This window comes from Aquabacter sp., assembly GCF_965279295.1.
Taxonomy (GTDB): Bacteria; Pseudomonadota; Alphaproteobacteria; order Rhizobiales; family Xanthobacteraceae; genus Aquabacter.
This window is the reverse complement of record NZ_CBDIHQ010000003.1, coordinates 38508-59447: the sequence shown is the minus strand read 5'-3', so window position 1 is coordinate 59447 and position 20940 is coordinate 38508. Positions and strand designations below refer to the sequence as shown.

The 20940-nt window shown below is 66.1% G+C and carries 23 protein-coding genes and 1 pseudogene; 6 read left to right on the top strand and 18 right to left on the bottom strand.

Annotated elements, in window-relative coordinates; all coding sequences use genetic code 11:
* A pseudogene (locus tag ADADO0_RS00680) lies at positions 1–659 on the top strand (sulfate ABC transporter substrate-binding protein); the annotation flags it as partial.
* Between the two features lie 58 nt (positions 660–717).
* Here the strand turns inward: ADADO0_RS00680 and ADADO0_RS00675 are convergent.
* The 5 genes from ADADO0_RS00675 to ADADO0_RS00655 form a co-directional block, all read right to left on the bottom strand.
* Positions 718–1356, bottom strand: coding sequence for a pentapeptide repeat-containing protein (locus ADADO0_RS00675; protein WP_511303152.1), 639 nt, complete (start codon positions 1354–1356; stop codon positions 718–720).
* A gap of 21 nt (positions 1357–1377) precedes the next feature.
* Positions 1378–2490 carry a 3-isopropylmalate dehydrogenase gene (gene leuB, locus ADADO0_RS00670; protein ID WP_511303150.1) on the bottom strand — a complete coding sequence of 371 codons (1113 nt, stop codon included), beginning with the start codon at positions 2488–2490 and terminating at the stop codon, positions 1378–1380.
* A gap of 123 nt (positions 2491–2613) precedes the next feature.
* Entirely contained in the window at positions 2614–3480 is an 867-nt protein-coding gene (gene yddG, locus ADADO0_RS00665) for an aromatic amino acid exporter YddG (RefSeq protein ID WP_511303149.1), read from the bottom strand.
* A gap of 64 nt (positions 3481–3544) precedes the next feature.
* Positions 3545–4267, bottom strand: a complete 723-nt coding sequence (gene phbB, locus ADADO0_RS00660; protein ID WP_511303147.1) for an acetoacetyl-CoA reductase — start codon at positions 4265–4267, stop codon at positions 3545–3547.
* A gap of 217 nt (positions 4268–4484) precedes the next feature.
* Entirely contained in the window at positions 4485–5663 is a 1179-nt protein-coding gene (locus ADADO0_RS00655; RefSeq protein ID WP_511303145.1) for an acetyl-CoA C-acetyltransferase, read from the bottom strand.
* Between the two features lie 239 nt (positions 5664–5902).
* Between ADADO0_RS00655 and phaR the strand changes: the two genes are divergently transcribed.
* Positions 5903–6496, top strand: coding sequence for a polyhydroxyalkanoate synthesis repressor PhaR (gene phaR / locus ADADO0_RS00650; protein ID WP_511303144.1), 594 nt, complete (start codon positions 5903–5905; stop codon positions 6494–6496).
* Positions 6497–6582: 86 nt separating this feature from the next.
* Here phaR and ADADO0_RS00645 read toward each other — a convergent pair whose 3' ends face one another.
* The 3 genes from ADADO0_RS00645 to rpmF all read right to left on the bottom strand — a co-directional run bounded on the left by ADADO0_RS00645 (position 6583) and on the right by rpmF (position 8745).
* Positions 6583–7839, bottom strand: coding sequence for an EAL domain-containing protein (locus ADADO0_RS00645; RefSeq protein WP_511303143.1), 1257 nt, complete (start codon positions 7837–7839; stop codon positions 6583–6585).
* A 127-nt stretch (positions 7840–7966) separates the two neighbouring features.
* Positions 7967–8371, bottom strand: coding sequence for a hypothetical protein (locus ADADO0_RS00640; RefSeq protein ID WP_511303142.1), 405 nt, complete (start codon positions 8369–8371; stop codon positions 7967–7969).
* Between the two features lie 188 nt (positions 8372–8559).
* Positions 8560–8745, bottom strand: coding sequence for a 50S ribosomal protein L32 (gene rpmF, locus ADADO0_RS00635; protein ID WP_511303141.1), 186 nt, complete (start codon positions 8743–8745; stop codon positions 8560–8562).
* Between the two features lie 342 nt (positions 8746–9087).
* On the opposite strand from rpmF, the gene ADADO0_RS00630 reads away from it, so the two are divergent.
* The 3 genes from ADADO0_RS00630 (at position 9088) to ADADO0_RS00620 (ending at position 11873) form a co-directional block, all read left to right on the top strand.
* Positions 9088–10056 (top strand): peptidylprolyl isomerase, encoded by a 969-nt coding sequence (locus tag ADADO0_RS00630; RefSeq protein ID WP_511303140.1) that lies wholly within the window; start codon positions 9088–9090, stop codon positions 10054–10056.
* A gap of 174 nt (positions 10057–10230) precedes the next feature.
* Complete coding sequence (gene argJ, locus ADADO0_RS00625; protein ID WP_511303139.1) at positions 10231–11472, top strand: bifunctional glutamate N-acetyltransferase/amino-acid acetyltransferase ArgJ; 1242 nt, start codon at positions 10231–10233, stop codon at positions 11470–11472.
* Positions 11469–11873 (top strand): (deoxy)nucleoside triphosphate pyrophosphohydrolase, encoded by a 405-nt coding sequence (locus ADADO0_RS00620; protein ID WP_511303138.1) that lies wholly within the window; start codon positions 11469–11471, stop codon positions 11871–11873. Before argJ ends, ADADO0_RS00620 begins: the two co-directional genes overlap by 4 nt.
* Positions 11874–11879: 6 nt before the next feature.
* Here the strand turns inward: ADADO0_RS00620 and ADADO0_RS00615 are convergent, their stop codons facing one another.
* From ADADO0_RS00615 to argH, 8 genes are all read right to left on the bottom strand, one after another.
* Positions 11880–12326, bottom strand: a complete 447-nt coding sequence (locus ADADO0_RS00615) for an acyl-CoA thioesterase (protein WP_511303137.1) — start codon at positions 12324–12326, stop codon at positions 11880–11882.
* An 18-nt stretch (positions 12327–12344) separates the two neighbouring features.
* On the bottom strand, positions 12345–12797 hold the full coding sequence (locus ADADO0_RS00610) for an NfeD family protein (protein WP_511303135.1): 453 nt from the start codon (positions 12795–12797) through the stop codon (positions 12345–12347).
* Positions 12794–13792, bottom strand: coding sequence for an SPFH domain-containing protein (locus tag ADADO0_RS00605; RefSeq protein WP_511303134.1), 999 nt, complete (start codon positions 13790–13792; stop codon positions 12794–12796). The genes ADADO0_RS00610 and ADADO0_RS00605 overlap by 4 nt, the downstream gene beginning before the upstream one ends.
* A gap of 241 nt (positions 13793–14033) precedes the next feature.
* Positions 14034–14246 carry a hypothetical protein gene (locus tag ADADO0_RS00600; RefSeq protein WP_511303133.1) on the bottom strand — a complete coding sequence of 71 codons (213 nt, stop codon included), beginning with the start codon at positions 14244–14246 and terminating at the stop codon, positions 14034–14036.
* Between the two features lie 56 nt (positions 14247–14302).
* Positions 14303–15577, bottom strand: coding sequence for a diaminopimelate decarboxylase (gene lysA / locus ADADO0_RS00595; RefSeq protein ID WP_511303132.1), 1275 nt, complete (start codon positions 15575–15577; stop codon positions 14303–14305).
* A 15-nt stretch (positions 15578–15592) separates the two neighbouring features.
* Positions 15593–15913, bottom strand: a complete 321-nt coding sequence (lptM, locus tag ADADO0_RS00590) for an LPS translocon maturation chaperone LptM (RefSeq protein WP_511303131.1) — start codon at positions 15911–15913, stop codon at positions 15593–15595.
* Positions 15914–15996: 83 nt separating this feature from the next.
* The gene (bluB, locus tag ADADO0_RS00585) at positions 15997–16635 is read right to left on the bottom strand and encodes a 5,6-dimethylbenzimidazole synthase (protein ID WP_511303129.1); all 639 of its coding nucleotides are present in this window, start codon (positions 16633–16635) and stop codon (positions 15997–15999) included.
* 10 nt (positions 16636–16645) lie between these two features.
* Positions 16646–18037 carry an argininosuccinate lyase gene (argH, locus tag ADADO0_RS00580; RefSeq protein WP_511303128.1) on the bottom strand — a complete coding sequence of 464 codons (1392 nt, stop codon included), beginning with the start codon at positions 18035–18037 and terminating at the stop codon, positions 16646–16648.
* Between the two features lie 15 nt (positions 18038–18052).
* On the opposite strand from argH, the gene tlpA reads away from it, so the two are divergent.
* On the top strand, positions 18053–18802 hold the full coding sequence (gene tlpA, locus ADADO0_RS00575; RefSeq protein WP_511303127.1) for a thiol:disulfide interchange protein TlpA: 750 nt from the start codon (positions 18053–18055) through the stop codon (positions 18800–18802).
* Here the strand turns inward: tlpA and ADADO0_RS00570 are convergent.
* Positions 18799–19956: a serine hydrolase gene (locus ADADO0_RS00570; protein WP_511303125.1), complete on the bottom strand. Its 1158-nt coding sequence runs from the start codon at positions 19954–19956 to the stop codon at positions 18799–18801. The genes tlpA and ADADO0_RS00570 overlap by 4 nt on opposite strands.
* Before the next feature lie 67 nt (positions 19957–20023).
* Positions 20024–20905, bottom strand: coding sequence for a 3-hydroxybutyryl-CoA dehydrogenase (locus tag ADADO0_RS00565; protein ID WP_511303124.1), 882 nt, complete (start codon positions 20903–20905; stop codon positions 20024–20026).
* Positions 20906–20940 lie beyond the last annotated feature (35 nt).

Here is a 20940-nt window from a genome sequence, read left to right as displayed (position 1 = left end):
TATTATTCCTTCCCGGCCTTCCTGGTGCGCGCCGGCAATCCCAAGAACATCAAGGATTGGAACGATCTGATCCGCGACGACGTGAAGGTGATCTTCCCGAACCCCAAGACCTCGGGAAATGCGCGCTACACCTATCTCGCGGCCTATGCCTATGCGCTGGAGCAGTTCAAGGGCGACGCGGGCAAAGCCAATGCCTTCGTGAAGAAGCTGCTGGCCAACGTGCCGGTGTTCGACACCGGCGGCCGCGCCGCCACCACCACCTTCGTGGAGCGCGAAACCGGCGACGTGCTGGTCTCCTTCGAGGCCGAGACCCGCAATATCGAGCTGCTCTACAAGGACAAGAACCTGAAGACCGTCATCCCCTCCGTGAGCCTGCTCGCGGAATTCCGGTGGCGGTGGTGGACAAGGTCGTGGACAAGCGCGGCTCGCGCCCGCTCGCCACCGCCTACCTCGACTTCCTCTACACCCCCGCCGGACAGACGGTCGCCGTGAAGGCGTTCCACCGGGTGACGAACAAGCAGGTGATGGACCAGTTTCCGGGCCAGTTCCCCGAAGTGCGCCTCGTCACCGTGGAAGACGTCTTCGGCGGCTGGACCAAGGTGAACGCCGACCAGTTCGCGTCGGGCGCGATCCTCGACCAGGTGTTCGGCGCGCGCTGAGCCCCGCCGGACCCACCCACGTCAAGAAAGGGCCGCCCGCAAGGCGGCCCTTTTTGCGTCAGACGACCTTCAACCCGAGGCTGGCGAGCAGCATGCCGGCCTGCTGCTTGGAAATGACCGCCCCCTTGAACTTGGAGGCATCCATCAGCTTGAGCGCACCAAGGTCCGCCCCGCGCAGGTCCGCGCCCTGAAACCGCGCACCCACGAGATTGGCGTCGCGCAGGCTGCATCCAACCAGCACGGCTTCGCGAAAGTCCGCGTCCCGCAGATCAGCATCCTGAAAATCCACCTGGTTCAGAACCGCGCGGTGGAAGGAGAATTTCGCAAGCTGGGCGCTGACCAGCAGGCACCGCTCGAACGTCAGGCCCAAGGGCTGGGTGTCGGAAATCCGCGCGCCGGTGAGCTTGCAATCCTCGAACGCGGCCGCGGAGAGGCGCGCGCGATGCCAGTTTGAATTGTTGAAGTCGCACGCGCTGAAACGCGCATCGGTGAGATTGCACGCGGCGAAGTCGGCGCGCGCGCCACGGCAGTTTGCGAACGCGCACCCCTCCAGATCGAGGCCGGTGAGATCGGCGTCGGTGATGTTCCAGCCGGTGAAACGCACGAATGCCGGCGCATCTTTCAGGACCCGCTCCACATCGGCGCGGGTCGCGATCCCATCGGGGGCGAGAGGCTGGGAAGCGGGAGGTTGGTTCAACGGTCCCCTGCCTCCACCTTTTCAGGCCTTGGCGGCCGCGAGTTCGGCGATGATCGCCGCGCCCATCTCTTCCGTCCCGATCACATTGGATCCGGCGGTGCGGATGTCGCTGGTGCGCTTGCCGGCGGCGAGCACGGCGGCGATGGCGGCCTCGATGCGATCCGCCACCGGCCCGAGGCCGAACGAATAGCGCAGCGCCATGGCGAGCGAGCCGATCATGGCGATGGGGTTGGCAATGCCACGTCCGGCGATATCCGGGGCCGAGCCGTGCACCGGCTCATACAGCGCCGCGCGGCGGCCGGTCGTCTCATCCACCGCGCCGAGCGAGGCGGACGGCAGCATGCCGAGGGAGCCGGTGAGCATGGCGGCGATGTCGGAGAGGATATCGCCGAACAGATTATCGGTGACGATCACGTCGAACTGCTTGGGCCAGCGCACGAGCTGCATGGCGAGCGAATCCGCAAGCTGGTGCTCCAGCTCCACATCCTTGTATTCCTTGGCATGAAGGGCGGTGACGACCTCCTTCCAGAGGACGCCCGAGCGCATCACGTTGTTCTTCTCGGACGACGTCACCTTGTTGCGGCGGGTGCGGGCCAGCTCGAAGGCGACGCGGGCGATGCGGTCGATCTCATAGGTGTCGTAGACCTGGGTATCGATGGCGCGCTTCTGGCCGTTGCCGAGATCGGTGATGGTCTTGGGCTCGCCGAAATACACGCCGCCGGTCAACTCGCGCACGATCAGGATGTCGAGGCCCTCGACGATTTCGCGCTTCAGGGAGGACGCGTCCGCGAGCGCGGGATAGCACAGGGCCGGGCGCAGGTTCGCGAACAGGACGAGATCCTTGCGCAGGCGCAGCAGGCCCGCCTCGGGGCGCGCCTCGTAAGGCACATTGGCCCATTTCGGTCCGCCCACCGCGCCCAGCAGGATGGCGTCGGCGGCCTTGGCCTTCGCCATCGCGCCCTCGGAGATGGCGACGCCGTGCGCGTCGTAGGCGCTACCGCCCACCAGATCCTCTTCCACGGCGAACGAGGCGAGACCCTCCTTGTCGAGCCAGGCGATGACGTTCTTTACCTGCGCCACGACCTCGGGGCCGATGCCATCGCCGGGAAGGAGAAGGAGCTTGTGGGTCGCCATTGGACTGTTCCTGTGTCAGCGGGCCTTGGAGGGCGCATCGTGATTGGGGCGGAGTGCTAAAGCTTCAACCGGGCTCTGACAAGCACGGCCGCCATGGCATTCAGCGCCTGCAACCAGACGCCGTCAGGTCCGCGCCCGCGCCGCGAGCGCAGCGCCCCCGACAATCAGCACGCAAGACAGGGCAAGGGGCCAGCCCATCTGCGCATAGCCGGCAAGCACCAGAAGCACGGTGGAGAGCACCGGCGCGGCATAAGACGCGACGCCGAGAAACCGCACGTCCCCCCGCTTCATGCCGATATCCCAGGCATAGAATGCCGCTCCGACCGGACCGACGCCGAGCGCCGCCACCGCCGTCCATTCGATGATGTTTGCCGGCCACACGGTGGTTTCCCATGCCAGATGGCAGAGCAGCGCCAGCAGCGCCGTGCCAAGGCAGAAGCCGGCGACGGCTTCCGTCGGCACATCAGCGAAGCGGCGGGAGAGCACGGAATAGCCGGCCCAGACGAACGCCGCCGCGAAGGCCGCGAGGTAGCCGGGGAGATAGGCGGCGCTGAAGCCGGTCAGCCCCCGCCCCGCCAGCAGAACCGCGACGCCCAACAGGCCGAGCAGCGCGCCGATGACATGGGCCGGCCTCAGCCGCCCGCCGGGCAGCAGCGCCGACAGCATCACGATCAGAAGCGGCCAAAGATAATTGATCAGCCCGGCCTCGGCCGGCGGGGCGAGCTTGAAGGCGGTGAAATACAGGAAATGATAGCCGAACAGCCCGCCGATGCCGTGGGCCCAGGCCAGGGGCCGCTGCCGCAGGACGCTGAGGCCGGGACCGCGCAGCGCGGCCACCAGCCCAACCAATCCGCCGATGGCGAAGGTCAGCGCCGTGAGCTGGAACGGGGGGACCGCGCCGGTCGCCGCCGTGGCGAGCGCCAGGGTCGACCACAACGCGATGGCGACAAGGCCGATCCGCGTCGCCGCGACAGAATTGACCCACGCCATCGCGGCACACATGAAGCTGGAGAAGCGCCCCGGGCAGAGCGCCCGGGGCAACGACCTGTAAGTCTCAGGTGATGTATTGCGCGCCGTTGGCGGTCAGCGTCGAGCCGGTGATGAAGCCGGCATCGTCACCCACCAGGAACCGCACGCAGCGTGCGATATCCTCGGGCTCGCCGAGGCGGCCCACCGGGATGGTGGCGATGATCTTCTTCAGCGTCTCTTCCGGCACCGCGCGCACCATTTCGGTGGCGACATAGCCGGGCGCAATGGCGTTCACGGTGATGCCGAGCGCCGCGCTCTCCTGGGCAAGCGCCTTCACGAAACCGATCTCTCCGGCTTTGGCGGCGGAATAATTGGTCTGCCCGAACTGGCCCTTCTGGCCGTTGATGGAGGAGATGCAGACGATGCGCCCGAACTTGCGGGCGCGCATGCCCTCGATCACCTGGCGGCACATGTTGAAGGAGCTGGTCAGGTTGGTGCTGATCACCGCGTTCCACTGCTCCAGCGTCATGCGGTGCAGGGTGGCGTCGCGGGTGATGCCGGCATTGTTGACCAGGATTTCCACCGGCCCCAGTTCGGCCTCGACCTTGGCGACGCCGGCCTTGCAGGCCTCGAAATCGGACACGTCCCACTTGAACACGGGAATGCCGGTCTTTTCCTTGAATGCCTCGGCGGCGGCGGCGTTTCCGGCGTAGCTGGCGGCGACATTGTAGCCGGCGCCTTTCAGCGCGATGGAGATGGCCTCGCCGATCCCTCGGGTGCCGCCTGTGACAAGTGCAGTGCGCGCCATGTTTCTCTCCCCTCTTCGTTTTGCTTGGTTATTTCGAAGCCTGCACCGACGGCTTGCTTCTACGCAACGTCTCGCCTGCGTTCGACAGATTTTTCCGCGTCTTGCTGTCGCTAAACAAACGTATGAAACACGAAAGGCCGACCCTTCGCCCGTCTTAGACCACAGATGTGATCTGGAGGGGCGAGGAGCCGGCCTTCATTGCAGACTGTACGCTTCGTCAGTCGCGGGCGATGCACATGGCGATGCCCATGCCGCCGCCGATGCAAAGCGTGGCGAGGCCCTTCTTGGCGTCGCGCTTCTCCATCTCATGGAGCAGCGTCACCAGGATGCGGGTGCCGGACGCGCCGATGGGGTGGCCGATGGCGATGGCGCCGCCGTTCACGTTCACCTTCGAGGTGTCCCAGCCGAGTTCCTTGTTCACCGCGATGGCCTGTGCGGCGAAGGCCTCGTTGGCCTCGATCAGGTCGAGGTCGTCTACGGTCCAGCCGGCCTTTGCGAGCGCCGCCTTGGAGGCGGGGATCGGCCCGGTGCCCATGATGGAGGGATCGACGCCGGCCTGCGCCCAAGAGACAATCCGCCCCAGCGGCTTCTTGCCTTCGGCGGCGGCACGGCTCGCGCTCATCAACACCACGGCGGCGGCGCCGTCATTGATGCCGGAGGCATTCGCCGCGGTGACGGTGCCGTCCTTGACGAACGCCGGCTTCAGCTTCGCCATGGCTTCCACGGTCGCGCCGTGGCGGGGATATTCGTCGGTGTCGACCACCACGTCGCCCTTACGGGACGAAATGGTGACGGCGACGATCTCATCCTTGAACTTGCCGGCCTTCTGGGCGGCTTCCGCCTTGTTCTGCGACGCCACCGCGAAGATGTCCTGGTCGGCGCGGGTGATCTGGTATTTGGTCGCCACGTTCTCGGCCGTGTTGCCCATGTGATAGCCGTTGAAGGCGTCCCACAGACCATCCTTGATCATGGTGTCGGTCAGGTCGAGCGAGCCCATGCGGGTGCCGTTGCGCAGATGCGCGGCGTGGGTGGACATGCTCATGGATTCCTGGCCGCCGGCCACGACCACTTCGCTGTCGCCGGTCAGGATCGCCTGGGCGCCCAGCGCCACCGAGCGCAGGCCCGAGCCGCAGACCATGTTCACTTCCCAGGCGGGGCTTTCGATCGGCACGCCGGCGGCGATCGACGCCTGCCGGGCCGGGTTCTGGCCTTGGGCGGCGGTGAGAACCTGGCCGAGAATGACCTCGCTCACCTGATCCGAGGCAACGCCGGCGCGCTCAAGCGCGGCTTTGATGGCAATGGCGCCGAGCTGATGCGCGGCAAGGGAGCCGAGGGCTCCGTTGAATGAACCCACCGGGGTGCGCGCGGCCCCGACGATGACGACGTCGTCACTCATGGTGATCTCCTGCAGGCGAGGCCTTTGCGGCGAGAGCGTCCAACATGCCGCGCCCCGAGCGGTACATCGTCCGTTGCCGTGCGATGTCGTGTCAATGGCGGCGAATGTCAATGCGGGACGCCGCGAAACTCAATCTGCGCAGTGTTTATGCTGCGCACAATAGTTCCCCATGCTGCGCACAAAAATCTGGCCGCGTCGCGAAAAACGCCGTACCTTCTGGGGGAGAGAGAGGAAACGGAATGAGCAAAGCGGCCAAGAACCAAGAGCCCGTCACCATCAAGAAGTACGCCAATCGTCGGCTCTACAACACCGGCACCAGCACCTATGTGACCCTCGAAGATCTTGCCACCATGGTCAAGGAAGGCGAGGACTTCGTCGTCTATGACGCCAAGACCGGGGACGACATCACCCACTCGGTGCTGACGCAGATCATCTTCGAGCAAGAGAACAAGGGGCAGAATTTGCTGCCCATCGCGTTCCTGCGCCAGATCATCCGCTTCTACGGCGACAGCATGCAGATGATGGTGCCGCGATATCTCGAACTCTCCATCGACAGCTTCACCAAGGAGCAGGAGAAGATGCGCGATCATGTGGCGAAGACGCTGACGGGCACCCCGTTCGGTGGCTTCGACGAGCATGTGCGTCGCAACATGGAAATGTTCGAGCGGGCCTTCAATATTTTCATGCCTTTCAACAAGGATGAAACCGCAGCCACTCCGGCGACGACCACCCCCGAGCGGCCGGTCGACGAACTGGACCTGCTGAAGCGCCAGATGATTGATATGCAGCAGAAGCTGGAAAGGCTGGCCTCCAAGCCCGAAGGCTCGGAGTAAGCAGCCACTCTGCCAAGCGGGCGCCCAGCCAAGGTCGGGCGCCCGTTTTATTGCGTCATTTGGCTCATGCGGTCTGCGGCAGCGCTCTATTGCGGCAGTGGCGCCTCATACGGCACGGCCATGCCGGTGAGCGCGCCCTGGATATAATCGCAGCCCACCTCAGCAAGCGCGGCGGCGGTCTGCTCATTCTGCACCCACTCAGCCACGGTCTGGATGTTGAGCTGCCGCGCGAGCTGGATCAGGGCATACACAAACGCCCGGTCATCGGCCGACTTGCGCATGTTGACGACGAAGCTGCCGTCGATCTTCACAATGTCCACGCCCAAGGCCCGCAGATTGCGGAACGATGTCGAACCGGCGCCGAAATCGTCGATGGCGACGCGCGCCCCGCACGCGTGCGCCTGAGCGACGAACGCACCGACCGCGTCCAGGTCGTGAACCACGGCGGATTCCGTCAGCTCCATGATCAGCCGAGGGCCGATGTCCTGTGATACTTCGCTGGCAAATAACTTCAGCCACGCCCGATCCGCAAGGGACGACGGGGACACGTTGACCGAGAGGTGAAGCTCGGGATGGCGCCGCAGCGCCTGCGTCGCCAGGCCGAGAATATGCCGGTCCAGCAACCCCATCAGGCCAAGCCGTTCGGCCGCCGAGATGATGTGGGTGGCATCCCGCAAGCCTTCGGCCGGGGCCGGAGAGATCCGCACCAGCACCTCGTGGAAGACCGGTTCGCGGGTGCGGATATGAACCACGGGCTGGAGCGCCAGGGAGACTCGGCCATCCCAGATCGCCTTCACGATCTTGCCGGCGATCTTTTGATTGGCCCGCTGCCGCTTCTCCGCCGCGACATCGCGCTTATACATCTGGAACGACCCGCGCGCCGTGCGCTTCGCCAGGTCGTGCGCATCCTTCACGTTTGTCATCACCGTCGCCGGTGTGGTTCCGACAGGGGCGCCCGACAAACCACCCAGGGTCACGGAAACCGGCAGCGGGCCGACCTCGGTCTGAATCGGGCGCTCCCAGATGGCGTCCGAGATATCGGCGGCAAGCGCCTCTAATTCAGCCTGTGTATTTCGGCTGCAGGCCAAAAAGGCGAATTTGCTTCCGGAATAGCGGGCGATCAGGTCGGTCGAATCGGAAAACACTTGAAGCCGCTGCGCGATTTCCGAAACAATCTGGTCGGCCACACCGAAACCGAAGGTGTCGTTCATGCGGCCGAGATGGTCGATGCCGACAAGCAGGAGACCCCAATTTCCGGCGTCGCCTGCGTTGAGCAGGCCGGCGAGCGTATCCATCAGTTCAGCGCGTGTGGATAGGCCCGCGAAGGACGAGGAATCGCTCACGGCGGATGTGGAACCTCCCGCCGGCCGGGTCTCTCTGTCTTGTCCCAAGCTGGTCACGCTCACATCAAGAGAAGCTTTGAAATGGAGGCGCCGAGATTATCAGCGCGCCTCTGGCATCGACACCGGATCAAGCCGCCGGAGGCGTGAACGCAACGTCGCGCTGCGCCACGCGCACCGAGACCGAAAACCCGGTGATGACATCGAGTAACATTATACCGACAAGCAAGGCAAATATCGAGGTCCCGGCCTGGGGCACCATGAGGAATTCAACCAGGGCCAGGACGAACACCAAAATCGACAGGATGTGATCGACGATGGAACGCGAGGAAATGCGCGTTGCCTTCAGCACCTCGAACATCAGCACGAACAGGCAGAAAGCCAGGAATGCGTCACCCACTGTGACGTGCCAGACGGCCCCGGACATCATAGTGAGGGACGCGATGACCGCGCCCCATTCGACGCCGGGCGTGAGGAAGACGATGATATTGTAAATGGCAAACGGGACGATCAGCAGCGGGATGGGCGTGAGCATGCGTCTTCCTCGGCGACCCCGCCATTTCCGGCAGAGGGTGTCACCGATGGGTCGCATATCCCGACTGAAAAGTCACCGGCCTTGATGCGCAATGATGCCGAGGCGGCAACGCAATCAAAGGGTTGCGGCGGGCATTGCCACACCGCAACGTCGCTGACGCCCGCATTGGCGGGCGTCGCTGTCCAGGCTCAGGCTTCCGCCCGGGGCTTCAGGATCTGCCGGCCGCGATACATGCCGGTCTTCGGGTCGAGGTGGTGGGGACGGCGAAGTTCGCCGGAATCCTTGTCCTCGACATAGGTCGGCTGCTTCAGCGCGTCCGCCGAACGGCGCATGCCGCGACGGGACGGCGAGGTTTTTCTCTTCGGGACGGCCATGTCCAAAACTCCGGCAAACGTTGTATCAAGCCCCGCCCGCAGCGTCGGTTCGCGCAGGCTCAGCGAAACCCAATCTTCTTGATTGAAGGGGCGCCTTATACAGCGTCGCGGGCCAAAGCGGAAGGCCGCATGTGGGTTTTTTCCGACTAAGGTTTTTCGCACAAAGCGCCGCCGCCATGGGAATGCCGCCTTCATGCCGCGTCGGCGCCACCCCGGAAAGGCATGGGGTAAAGCGCGAAGCGCATTCGGTCCCCTTGCAAGGCCCGTGAAGCTGAGCGAGGGTGCGCGCCGCCGGGAGGGCCCTGCGGGGGCGCCCCTAAGGATAACGAAGGACAACCGCACATGACGCGTACTGCCCAAACCGCCGTGCTGGCGGCGGCTCTGTCGGCTCTCGCCCTGAACATGGCGCAGGCCCAGGCTCCCGCCCCCGCCAAGCCCGCCGCGCCGGCGGCAGCTCCCGCTCCTGCGGCTGCAACGCCTGCCGCGCCCGCCCAGGCTGCGGCGCCCGCGCCCAAGGCCGACGCCGACCCGGTGGTCGCGACCGTCAACGGCACGCCGATCCGCGCCAGCGAAATCGCCATCGCCGAGGAAGATGTCGGCCCCGGCCTTCAGCAGGTGCCGCCGGATCAGCGCAAGGATTATGTGCTCTCCTTCCTCACCGACATGACGCTCCTGTCCCAGGCAGCGGCGGCTCAGAAGCTCGACCAGAGCCCCGAATTCGTGGCGCGCATCAACTACGCGCGGACCAAGGCGCTGATGGAAGCCTTGATGACCACCGAGGCCAAGAAGGCCGTGACCGAGGACGCCAAGCGCAAGACCTACGAGGAATTCGTCGCGTCCAATAAGCCCGAGATCGAGGTTCACGCCCGCCATATCCTGGTGGACGACGAAGCCAAGGCGAAGGAAATCGCCGCCAAGGCCAAGGCCGGCGCGGATTTCGCGAAGCTGGCGAAGGAAAACTCCAAGGACGCCGCCGAAGATGGCGGGGACCTCGGCTATTTCACCAAGGACCAGATGGTCCCCGAGTTCGCCGAAGCGGCGTTCAAGCTGGAAAAGGGCCAGGTGTCCGACCCGGTGAAGAGCCAGTTCGGCTGGCACGTCATCAAGGTCGAGGACAAGCGCCAGAAGCCGGTGCCGACCTATGACCAGGTCTCCGACCAGATCGACCAGTATCTGGTGCGCAAATCGCAGACCGACCTCGTGACCAAGCTGCGCGCCGACGCCAAGGTGGAAAAGACCGCAGCGGCTCCCGCCCCTGCGGCGCCCGCCGCCGCCCCGGCTGCACCTACCGCGCCCGCGCCCAAGAACTGAGCTGCGCAAGCAGAACTGAGCCGCGGAAACAGATGCTCCGCGCCCGGGATCAAAGGGCCGCCTTCGGGCGGCCCTTTTTGTTGCCGGCACAGGAAATTGCCGGCCCCTTGCCTCTTGCCGCGACCTGCGGCACATCCATCGCGCCGACTTCCCGGCGCCGGTAAAGGTGGGTCCATGTCCGCGTCCATATCCCCCCTCGCCCCCAAGGTCGAAGTTCAGGTCCCCCCGGTTCCCGGCGTGACCTTCGCCACCGCCGCCGCCGGCATTCGCTACAAGGGCCGCACCGACGTGCTGCTGGCCGCCTTCGCGCCAGGCACCACGGTCGCCGGCGTGACGACGCGCTCGCTCTGCCCGTCCGCGCCGGTCGAATGGTGCCGGTGGGTTCTGAAGAAGGGCGCGGCGCGGGGCCTCGTGGTCAATTCAGGCAATGCCAATGCCTTCACCGGCGTGAAGGGTCGCGAGGCGACCGAACTCACCGCCGAGATCGCCGCCCGCGCGCTGTCCTGCAAGACCTCCGAGATCCTGCTCGCCTCCACCGGGGTGATCGGCGAGCCGCTGGACGGCACCAAGTTCGAGGGCGTGCTTCAGGACACCGCCAATCGCCTCGCACCCGGTCCCTGGATCGATGCCGCCCGCGCCATCATGACCACGGATACCTTCCCCAAGCTCGCCACCGCCACGGTGTCGCTGGATGGCGTGGACGTGACCATCGCCGGCATGGCCAAGGGCGCCGGCATGATCGCGCCTGACATGGCGACCATGCTCTCCTTCGTCTTCACCGACGCGCCGATCGCCGCCGACGTGCTGCAGAAGCTGCTGTCCAAGGGCGTGCGCGACACCTTCAATGCCGTCACCATCGACGGCGACACCTCCACCTCCGACACGCTGCTGCTGTTCGCCACCGGCGCCGCCAAGGCGCGCGGCGTCGCGTCCATCAAGCACCACGACGACAAGCGGCTGCGCGACTTCCGCAAGGCACTGCACGTCGTGCTGGCCGATCTCGCCGAGCAGGTGGCGCGGGACGGGGAGGGTGCCCGCAAGCTGGTGCGCATTCATGTGACGGGCGCCGTCTCGCGCAAGTCGGCGCGGCGCATCGCCATGTCGATCGCCAATTCGCCGCTGGTGAAGACCGCCGTGGCCGGCGAGGACGCGAACTGGGGCCGCGTGGTCATGGCGGTCGGCAAGGCCGGCGAACCGGCCGACCGCGACCGCCTCACCATCTCCTTCGGCGACATCCGCGTCGCCGCCGAGGGCATGCGCGATCCGACCTATGACGAAGCCCAGGTTTCGCAATATATGAAGAACGACGTCATCGACCTCACCGTCGATATCGGCCTCGGCCACGGCGCCGACCGGGTGCTCACCTGCGATCTCACGAAGGAATATGTCGCCATCAACGGCGACTATCGGTCATGAAGATCACGCTCGTCGTCGCCTGCGCCCTGGTGGATGCGGACGGTCGGGTGCTGGTGGCCCAGCGCCCCGAGGGCAAGCAGCTGGCCGGCCTCTGGGAGTTTCCCGGCGGCAAGATGGAGCCGGGCGAGCGGCCGGAGGAAACCCTCATCCGCGAGCTGCGCGAGGAATTGGGCATCGAGGTGAAGGAAGCCTGCCTCGCCCCGCTCACCTTCGCCAGCTATGCCTATGAGAGTTTCCACCTGCTGATGCCTCTCTGGATCTGCCGCCGCTGGGACGGCCGCGTCCAGGCCCTGGAGCACACCGCGCTGAAATGGGTGCGCCCGGGAAAGCTGCGCGAACTCGCCATGCCGCCGGCCGACGAGCCGCTGATCCCGCCGCTGATCGACCTGCTCGGTCCCTGAAGCTCATCAGGCCAGCCGGGCGAGCGCGGCGCGCATGTCCTGGGGCAGGGGCACCGGGCGGCGGGTGGTGCGGTCCACATAGACATGGACAAAATGCCCCTGCGCGCAGGCGGTGGGGTCATCGCCCTGGAAGATACCCACCTCATATCGCACCGAACTGCCGCCCAGCCGCGCCACCCGCACCGCCGCGATCACAGGAGCCGGCACCACGACGCTGCGGAAATAGACGCAGCGGGTTTCCACCACCAGTCCGATCACTTGGCTGCTGTTGGGGTCGAGCACGCCGCAAGCCATGAGGTATTCATTCACGGCGGTGTCGAAGAAGGAATAGAACACTACATTGTTGACGTGGCCGTAGATGTCCATGTCCGCCCAGCGCGTGGTGATGGTCAGGCGGTGGGGGAAGGCGTCAAGGCGGGCAGGTTGTTCGCGGTCCGGGGCCGGCGTGGACATGCGTGTGTTCCGTCCGCTTCAGTTCGGTTCGACGATAAGGGTGGGCCCATCCACCCGCACCACTTTGACCTGGGCTCCCGCCGGCAAATCCGGCCCATCCACCCGCCACAGGGAATCATCCACCCGCACCGCCCCGGCGCCCTCCTGGATCGGTGTCTCCAGAAAAAAGCTGCGGCCCACCATGGCGTCGGCGCGGCGATTGAGAAAGGGCCGGTCGCTGGCCTTTTCCGGGGCACGCACCAGCCAGCGCCCTAGCAGGACCGCAAGCAGCGACAAAGCGGCGAAGACCAGGATCTGCGTCTGCCACGAGAACGGCGCAAGAAGCCCGAGGCCGCCGGTGACGAACGCCGCCACGCCGAGCCAGACCAGGGACGCGCCCGGCGTGACGATTTCCGCCACGAGCAGAATGCCGCCGAGCACAAACCAGCCCCAAGGCCCCAGTTGGAGGACCGTATCCATCATCTGCGTCATGCCTCAGGCGTCGCCCTGCCGGAGAAGGTGCCGCCGGCCGGGCCTGTCGCCCCAGACGCGCGGCGCGTGCGCGCGCCTTCACCGAACGCTTCGCGGGCGATTTCACCAATTCCGCCAAGGGTGGAGAGCAGCGCCGTCGCCTCGTAGGGTATCAGCACCACCTTCTGGTTCGGCGAGGCGGCAAGGCGCTCGAACGCCTTCACGTATTTCTCCGCGATATAATAATTCAGCGCCGCCGGGTCGCCGCCGGCCACGGCGGTGGAGAGAATTGCGGTGGCCTTGGCGTCCGCTTCGCCCAGCCGCTCGCGCGCCTCCGCGTCGCGGAAGGCGGCCTCGCGCCGGCCCTCCGCTTCCAGGATCTGCGCCTGCTTCTGGCCTTCGGATTTGAGGATCTGTGCCTGGCGCAGGCCCTCGGCCTCCAGCACCACGGCGCGCTTCTCGCGCTCGGCCTTCATCTGGCGCCCCATGGCGGCGACGAGGTCGGCCGGCGGCACGATGTCCTTGATCTCGATGCGGTTGATCTTCACGCCCCAAGGCGAGACCGCGGCGTCCACCACCCGCAACAGACGCTCGTTGATCTCATCGCGATGGGAGAGCAACTGATCGAGGTCCATGGACCCCATGACGGTGCGGATATTGGTGGTGGTCAGAGCCAGGATCGAAATGTCGAGCCGGGAAACCTCATAGCTCGCTTTCGCCGGGTCGATCACCTGGTAGAAGACCACCCCATCCACCGCGACCGTGGCATTGTCCTTGGTGATGACTTCCTGGGTCGGCACGTCATGGACCTGCTCCATGACGTTCACCTTATTGCCGATGCGGTCGATGAAGGGGAGGATCAGATTGAGGCCCGGCGTGAGGGTCTTGGTGTAGCGGCGGAACCGCTCGACGGTGAACTCATAGCCCTGCGGGACCGTCTTCACCCCCGCGAAGATCACAGCGATCGCCAGCACCAGCAGGACGATCACTACAAGATTGGGTCCGATCGCCGGCATGGGGCGCCTCCGGGCACGCCGGCAGAATGGGAACCGGCGCCAAGATAAGGGCATGGGCGACGCGGCGGAGCAAGGGCGGCGCCGTTACGGCTCCATCAACGCGTCATGCCGCCTCGTGAGAACGAAAGGGCACCGACAGCCGGACCGCGATTCGGACACGGGATGTTCCAAGGCTGTTCTTTTCCAGGCCACTGGACGTCCCGCAATGGGACACCCGCTTGCGACGAACAACGTCAGCTCATCAGGTATTAAGGGACAATATCGTCAGGATCGCCGCTCCGGCGGCCATGAAGCCCACCATCATGCCCCACAGGTGCCAGCCTGGCTGCTCGCCTATGGACGCGGGTGCCTCTTCCTCAACCATCTCCAGCGAATAGCCGGGGTCGGCGGGCATGCCGGGCGTATCCCGGCGGAGTTGGAAATGGTGCTTTGGCACCTGTGGGGGACGGGTCATCAGAGGGCTCCTTTTCAGACTAACCCACTGACTGCCGGAGTGTTCCCCCGGCTCAGCTAACCTTTGGACAGCCAGGGCGCCGGCGTGTCCAGGCCGATCAGGGTCTCGGCCGATACGCGCGGGCGAACCAGCGCCCATTGCCGGCCGCTGACCAGCACCTCCGGCACCAAAGCGCGGGTGTTGTAGGTGCCCGCCTGGACCGCGCCATAGGCCCCCGCCGTCATCACCGCCAACAGGTCGCCGGGCTTGGGAAGCGCCATGGACCGGCCGAGGGCGAGATAGTCGCCGGTCTCGCAGACCGGCCCCACGACGTCCACGATGGCGACCTCGGTGCCTTCGGGCGCCGGAACCACGGGGAGAATGTCGTGATGCGCCTCATACAGCGTCGGGCGGATCAGATCGTTCATGGCCGCGTCGACGATCACGAAGGTCCGGTTCTCGCCGCGCTTCACATACAGGACGCGCGTAACGAGAATGCCGGCATTGGCGACGATCATCCGTCCCATCTCGAAAATCAGCGGCAGCTTGAGGTCGCCCAGCGCCCGCGTGACCACTTCGGCATAGGCGGCCGGCTCCGGCGGCGCCGGATCAGTAGCGGCATAGGGAACACCGAGGCCGCCGCCCAGATCGATATGGTGCAGGCGATGCCCCGCCGCATGGAGGTCGCGCGCCAGTTCGGCGAGCAGCAGCGTGGCATTCTCGAACGGCGCCATGTCGGTGATCTGGCTGCCGATGTGCATATCGACGCCGGTGATGGCGATGCCCGGCAGGCGCGCTGCCAGGTCATAGACGGCGCGGGCACGGGAAATCGGAATGCCGAACTTGGTCTCCGACTTTCCCGTCGAAATCTTCGCGTGGGTCTTCGCGTCCACGTCCGGGTTGACCCGCACCGAGATCGGCGCGTCGAGGCCCATGCTCGTCGCCACCTCGGAGAGCACCGTCAGCTCCGGCTCGCTCTCGACATTGAAGCACAGGATGCCGGCGGCCAGCCCAGCGGCCATCTCATCGCGTGTCTTGCCGACGCCGGAGAACACGATGCGCTTGGGCGGAACGCCGCCTGCCAGCGCTCGCTTCAATTCACCGCCGGAAACGATGTCCGCACCGGCCCCGAGACGGGCGAGCGTGGCGATCACGGATTGGTTGGAATTGGCCTTCAGCGCGTAGCACAAGGTCACGTCACGACCGGCGAATGCCTGCGTGAAGACCTGATAGTGACGCTCCAGCGTCGCGGTCGAATAGCAATAGAAGGGCGTCCCGACGCGATCCGCGAGGGCGGTCAGTTCGACGCCTTCGGCGTGAAGCCGACCGTCATTTAGAGCAAAATGATGCATGGGGGATGCCTGCCCTCAGAGCAGGAAGTCGAGGAAGAAGGGCTTGTGCGTCGCGGGGTTCGGCGCAACAGGGCGGGACACCGAATTTCCCGGCATGTCGGGCGCATTGAGGCCCCCGGTCCCTACGGGATTGGCGCCCCATGCCTGCTCACCCGCCTGACGCGCCTCGGAAGAGGTGGTGCTTGTTGCAGCAGCAGGGGCGGGTGTGGCGGACGTGCTCGACTGCGACTTCGGCGTCGTCTGCGCGCCGGGCGGCGGCTCAAGCGGGCCCTTCACGCCGCAACCCGCAACAGCGAGGGCAAGCGCGCACGACACGAGGAGGGGACGAAAAGACACGGCGCGAGGATTCCCGGCGAATTTGCCGCCACTATAACGGCGACAGCGGCAAACGCGAGCCCTTGAGCACGGCGGATGCATCCTTACCGCCGCACGATGGTCGCAGCCGCCGCTCGGCGCCGCTCCCAGCCAAGGTGTTCGAGGGCCGGCGCATCTGCCTCTGCCTGCGGAAAACCGATGCAGAAATAGCCGATGAAGGACCAGCTCGCCGGCACATCGAGAATCTGCGCGATCGCATTGGGCTCGAGGATCGACACCCAGCCAAGGCCTATGCCCTCCGCCCGTGCCGCCAGCCAGAGGGTATGAACCGCCATCACAGCGGAATAATCGATGGTCTCCGGCATGGTCAGCCGGCCAAGCCCGTGTCCCTGGGCGGTGCCCCGATCGGCGAACACCGCGAGATGACAGGGCGCCTCGTCGAGGCCGGCCAGTTTCAGCCGGGCGTATGACGCCGCCCGCTCCGGGGCCTGCCGCGCCAGCGCCTCGGCATTGCTCGCCTCGAAGCAGGCCCGCACAGCAGACCGCCGGGCGGGGTCTTCCACCACCACGAACCGCCAGGGCTGGCTCAAGCCCACCGAGGGCGCGAGGCTGGCGATCTCGATCAGGCGCTCCAGCGCGCCTTCCGGCAGGGCATCACGCCTGAACAGGCGCACATCGCGCCGCCACACCAGCAGATCGTGCAGGCGCGCGCGAAACGCATCGTCGAAGCCGGGCGCGGCCACCGGGCCGGCCTCAGGCGGGCTTCACGTTCAGCTTTTTCAGCCAGCGGCGCGCCTGGGCGCGCACCCGCACCGGCGCGGTGCCGCCATAGCTGGTGCGGCTCTGCACCGAGCGGGTGACGGAGAGCACGGAGAACACATCCTGGGTGATCCGCTGATCCGCGCTCTGCATGTCCTCCAGCGTGAGGCGATGCAGCGGCACGCCGCGATCCGAAGCGATGCCGACAATCCGCCCCGTGACATGGTGCGCCTCGCGGAACGGCATGCCCACCGCACGCACCAGCCAGTCGGCGAGATCGGTCGCGGTGGAATAGCCCTGGCCGGCGGCCGTGCGCATGCGGGCGGCATCCGGCTCCAAGTCCCGTACCATGCCGGCGCAGGCGGCAACCACCAGTGAGAGCGCGGCGAAGGCATCGAACGCGCCTTCTTTGTCTTCCTGCATGTCCTTGGCATAGGCCAGCGGCAAGCCCTTCATCACCACCAGGATGCCTGTGAGCGCACCGATGATGCGCCCGGACTTGCCGCGCGCCAGTTCGGCGGCATCGGGATTGCGCTTCTGCGGCATGATCGAGGAACCGGTGGTGAACTTATCCGACAGCTTGATCAGCGCGAACGAGGGCGAGGTCCAGATCACCACTTCCTCGGCGAAGCGCGAGAGATGGATGGCGCAGATGGAGGCGGCGGCAAGCGTCTCCATGACGAAATCGCGGTCGGAAACGGCGTCCAGGGAATTGGCGGTGGGACGGTCGAAGCCCAACGCCTTGGCGGTGGCATCGCGGTCGATCGGGAACGAGGTTCCCGCCAGCGCAGCGGAGCCGAGCGGGCTTTCGTTCAGCCGCGCGCGGGCATCCCGCAGGCGGCCCCGGTCACGCGAGAGCATCTCCACATAGGCCATGAGATGGTGACCGAACGTCACAGGCTGGGCGGTCTGCAGATGGGTGAAGCCGGGCATCACGGTGGCCGCATGGGTCAGCGCCTTTTCGGCGAGCGCCACCATCAGGTCGGCGATCTGGGCGTCCAGCGCGTCCACCGTGTCGCGCACATACAGGCGGAAGTCGGTCGCCACCTGGTCGTTGCGCGAGCGGGCGGTGTGCAGCCGGCCGGCGCTCGGGCCGATCAGGTCGGCGAGCCGCTGCTCCACATTCATATGGATGTCTTCGAGGTCACGCCGAAAGGTGAAGGTGCCGGCCTCGATCTCTGACAGGATCGTGTCTAGACCCTTCTGGATCTTCTGGACATCTTTCGCCGCCACGATGCCCTGCGCAGCCAACATGGCAGCGTGGGCCTTGGACCCGGCGATATCCTGGGCGTAAAGACGCTGGTCGAATCCGATGGAGGCGTTGATTTCCTCCATGATCGCGTCGGGCCCCGAAGAGAACCGCCCGCCCCACATCTTGTTGCTCATGACGGACCTCCCGAGATGACAGAACCCGATGCCCCGATCCCCTCCGCCGACCCTGCGCCTCGCGCCGGGCGCGGACGCATGGTGGCCGTGCTCGGTGCGGCGGTGGTCGCCGGCACCTTGGCCGGGGCGCTCGCCCTATACGTGATGGAGGGTGGCCCCCGCAATGCGCCCGCGTCCCAGACCGCGCAGAATCAGGCCGGAACGGGCGAAGCGGCGTCCGCTCCGGTGAAGGACCCGGCCTGCGCCCCGGCGGTCTCGGCGGCGGCGCGGCTCAAAAGCCTCGCCAAGGGCGAGATCGCGGCGCTCTCGCTGGCGACCGAGCCCCGGCGCCTGCCGCCGCTGAGCTTCACCGACGCCTCCGGCGCACCGATGACCCTGGGCGATTTCAAGGGTCGGCTGCTGCTGGTCAATCTGTGGGCCACCTGGTGCGTGCCGTGCCGGAAGGAAATGCCCGCCCTCGACAAGCTCGAGCAGACGCTCGGCGGTGACCGGTTCCAGGTGGTGGCAATCAATCTCGACACCCGCGACGTGGAGAAGCCCAAGGCGTTCCTGAACGAGATCGGCGTCAAGTCGCTGGCCTTCTATGCCGATCCCGGCACCAAGACCTTCTCCGCCCTGCGCGCCGCCGGCCGGGGCTTCGGCCTGCCCACAACGCTGCTGGTCGACGGCCAGGGCTGCGAAATCGGCTTCCTCGCCGGCCCCGCCGAATGGGCGAGCGAGGATGCCGAGGCTCTGATCAAGGCGGCACTGGCCGGGCCGAGCTAGGGCTGGAGCAGAAGCTTCATCGCCTGCAGGCCCACGGGCGTTGCCTGCGGGCCGTTGCAGAGGGCGAAGATGCCAAGCGGGGAGGGCTTGCCGCTGCCCTGCCAGGCGGAAAAGCCCATCCACGCGGTGAAGCCCGCGACGCCGCCATTCTTGTTGAGCACCGTCACCGGCCCGCCGGGCGTGCGGACATTGGCGCGGAACCAGCCATAGGCGGTGCGCTGGGCGCCTGGCCCGTTGCAGACCGGAGACTGAAGGTCGAGCCCCTGCTGGTAGGCAAGAGCCGGGTCGGTGAGCCCGCCGCTCATCAGCCCCATGTTGAGCCTGAGATAGGCCAGCATGTCCGCGCCTGTTGAAACGATGCCGCCCGAGCCGACACCCACCGGGCTCGTCGGGCGGTAGGGGGCATTCGGCGGCAGGGGCGTCCATTGCTTGGTGTAGCCCATCGGCAGGCGTGGCTTCATCGCGGGACGGAACCAGCCGGTGTCCGGCGCGCCGAAGGTGGCGCAATAATCCCTCAGTTGGCGGTCGTAGCGCGCAGCGAACCCCTCGGCATCAACACCGGCGATGCCGGTGCCCGCCATGGCGAGCAGCGACCAGCCGAGGTTGGAATAGGCGTAGCAGGTGCCTTGGGCGGCCGGCGGACGATAGCTGGAGAGAAAGCCGAACAGGCTCTTGAAATTCGCCAGGGTGCCGGGCGGATAGGCGCCGCCCTGGTTGTCCTGCGGCAGGCCGGGCCGGTAGGCGGCGAGGTTCGCCAGTTCCAGCGCCGCCACGTCAGGCGACAGGTCCGCGCTCTTGCCCAGCCAGGAGCCGAGCGTGCCCTGGAACGGGCCATGGGCGCGATAATGCAGGCTGGTGGTGAAGGCCTTGGAGATGGAGCCGATCTCGAACGGCGTCCGCCCATCGAGCACCAGAGGCATCCCAGCCGAATTGGTCAGCCCCTCGCCACCCGCGAACAGCAGCCGGCCCTGGCCCTGCGGCCCCACGACACCCAGCACCAGGGCAAGGCGGGCGCCGCGTTCGGCGCGGGCACGGCGGCATTCCGCATTGATAAGAGCTTGCAGCGCATCCCCGCCCTGCACCTGGGCAAAGGCGGAACGCGAGAGAAGGGCGGTGCCAAGCCCGCCCGCCAGAAAACCGCGTCGTGTCAGCATGCCCAACCCTCGAAAGGACTTAAGGCAACGCGCGCAAGCAGAAACCAGACGCCGCCTTAACGCTGCCTCACCGCGTCGGGACAGGCTTCTCGCCGCGATAATCGTAGAAGCCGCGCTGGGTCTTGCGGCCGAGCCAACCGGCCTCGACATATTTCACCAGAAGCGGGCAGGGGCGGTACTTGCTGTCCGCCAGACCTTCGTGAAGCACCTGCATGATGGCGAGGCAGGTATCGAGGCCGATGAAGTCGGCGAGCTGGAGCGGCCCCATGGGGTGGTTCGCGCCCAGCTTCATGGCGCGGTCGATGGCGTCCACCGAGCCGACGCCCTCATAAAGGGTATAGATCGCCTCGTTGATCATCGGCAGCAGGATGCGGTTGACGATGAAGGCGGGGAAATCCTCCGCCACCGCATAGGTCTTGTTCAGCCGCGTGACGAACTGCTTGGAGCTTTCGAACGTGTCGTCATCGGTGGCGATGCCGCGTACCAGCTCAACCAATTCCATCAGCGGCACCGGATTCATGAAATGAATGCCGATGAAACGCTCGGGCCGGTCGGTCGCCGCGCCGAGACGGGTGATGGAGATGGAAGAGGTGTTGCTGGCCAGCATGGCTTCCGGCCGCAGGACCTCGCAGAGCGAGGTGAAGATCTTGCGCTTCACCTCTTCCCGCTCGGTGGCGGATTCGATGACGAGATCGCACTCGGACAGCGATTCGTAGGTCGGCGAGGCGATGATCTTCGAAAGCGCCTCCTGGCGCATTTCCTCAGTCACCGTGCCGCGCGCCACCTGCTTGGCCATGTTGCCGTTGATGGTGGCAAGGCCGGCGTGGATGCGATCCGGGTTGGCATCCATCAGCATCACGTCGTAGCCCGCCAGCGCGCAGACATGCGCGATGCCGTTGCCCATCTGACCGGCGCCGATCACTCCGACCTTCTTGATCTCGAGCGGCATGATGCTTTCGTCTTTCGCCTGAGGTGAAATCGGCG

Excerpts from the sequence above, each read along its gene's own strand:
- leuB (WP_511303150.1), bottom strand. The coding sequence starts at position 2,490 with ATGGCGACCCACAAGCTCCTTCTCCTTCCCGGCGATGGCATCGGCCCC.
- yddG (WP_511303149.1), bottom strand. The coding sequence starts at position 3,480 with ATGGCGTGGGTCAATTCTGTCGCGGCGACGCGGATCGGCCTTGTCGCC.
- phbB (WP_511303147.1), bottom strand. The coding sequence starts at position 4,267 with ATGGCGCGCACTGCACTTGTCACAGGCGGCACCCGAGGGATCGGCGAG.
- ADADO0_RS00655 (WP_511303145.1), bottom strand. The coding sequence starts at position 5,663 with ATGAGTGACGACGTCGTCATCGTCGGGGCCGCGCGCACCCCGGTGGGT.
- phaR (WP_511303144.1), top strand. The coding sequence starts at position 5,903 with ATGAGCAAAGCGGCCAAGAACCAAGAGCCCGTCACCATCAAGAAGTAC.
- ADADO0_RS00640 (WP_511303142.1), bottom strand. The coding sequence starts at position 8,371 with ATGCTCACGCCCATCCCGCTGCTGATCGTCCCGTTTGCCATTTACAAT.
- rpmF (WP_511303141.1), bottom strand. The coding sequence starts at position 8,745 with ATGGCCGTCCCGAAGAGAAAAACCTCGCCGTCCCGTCGCGGCATGCGC.
- ADADO0_RS00630 (WP_511303140.1), top strand. The coding sequence starts at position 9,088 with ATGACGCGTACTGCCCAAACCGCCGTGCTGGCGGCGGCTCTGTCGGCT.
- argJ (WP_511303139.1), top strand. The coding sequence starts at position 10,231 with ATGTCCGCGTCCATATCCCCCCTCGCCCCCAAGGTCGAAGTTCAGGTC.
- ADADO0_RS00620 (WP_511303138.1), top strand. The coding sequence starts at position 11,469 with ATGAAGATCACGCTCGTCGTCGCCTGCGCCCTGGTGGATGCGGACGGT.
- ADADO0_RS00615 (WP_511303137.1), bottom strand. The coding sequence starts at position 12,326 with ATGTCCACGCCGGCCCCGGACCGCGAACAACCTGCCCGCCTTGACGCC.
- ADADO0_RS00610 (WP_511303135.1), bottom strand. The coding sequence starts at position 12,797 with ATGACGCAGATGATGGATACGGTCCTCCAACTGGGGCCTTGGGGCTGG.
- ADADO0_RS00605 (WP_511303134.1), bottom strand. The coding sequence starts at position 13,792 with ATGCCGGCGATCGGACCCAATCTTGTAGTGATCGTCCTGCTGGTGCTG.
- ADADO0_RS00600 (WP_511303133.1), bottom strand. The coding sequence starts at position 14,246 with ATGACCCGTCCCCCACAGGTGCCAAAGCACCATTTCCAACTCCGCCGG.
- lysA (WP_511303132.1), bottom strand. The coding sequence starts at position 15,577 with ATGCATCATTTTGCTCTAAATGACGGTCGGCTTCACGCCGAAGGCGTC.
- argH (WP_511303128.1), bottom strand. The coding sequence starts at position 18,037 with ATGAGCAACAAGATGTGGGGCGGGCGGTTCTCTTCGGGGCCCGACGCG.
- tlpA (WP_511303127.1), top strand. The coding sequence starts at position 18,053 with ATGACAGAACCCGATGCCCCGATCCCCTCCGCCGACCCTGCGCCTCGC.
- ADADO0_RS00570 (WP_511303125.1), bottom strand. The coding sequence starts at position 19,956 with ATGCTGACACGACGCGGTTTTCTGGCGGGCGGGCTTGGCACCGCCCTT.
- ADADO0_RS00565 (WP_511303124.1), bottom strand. The coding sequence starts at position 20,905 with ATGCCGCTCGAGATCAAGAAGGTCGGAGTGATCGGCGCCGGTCAGATG.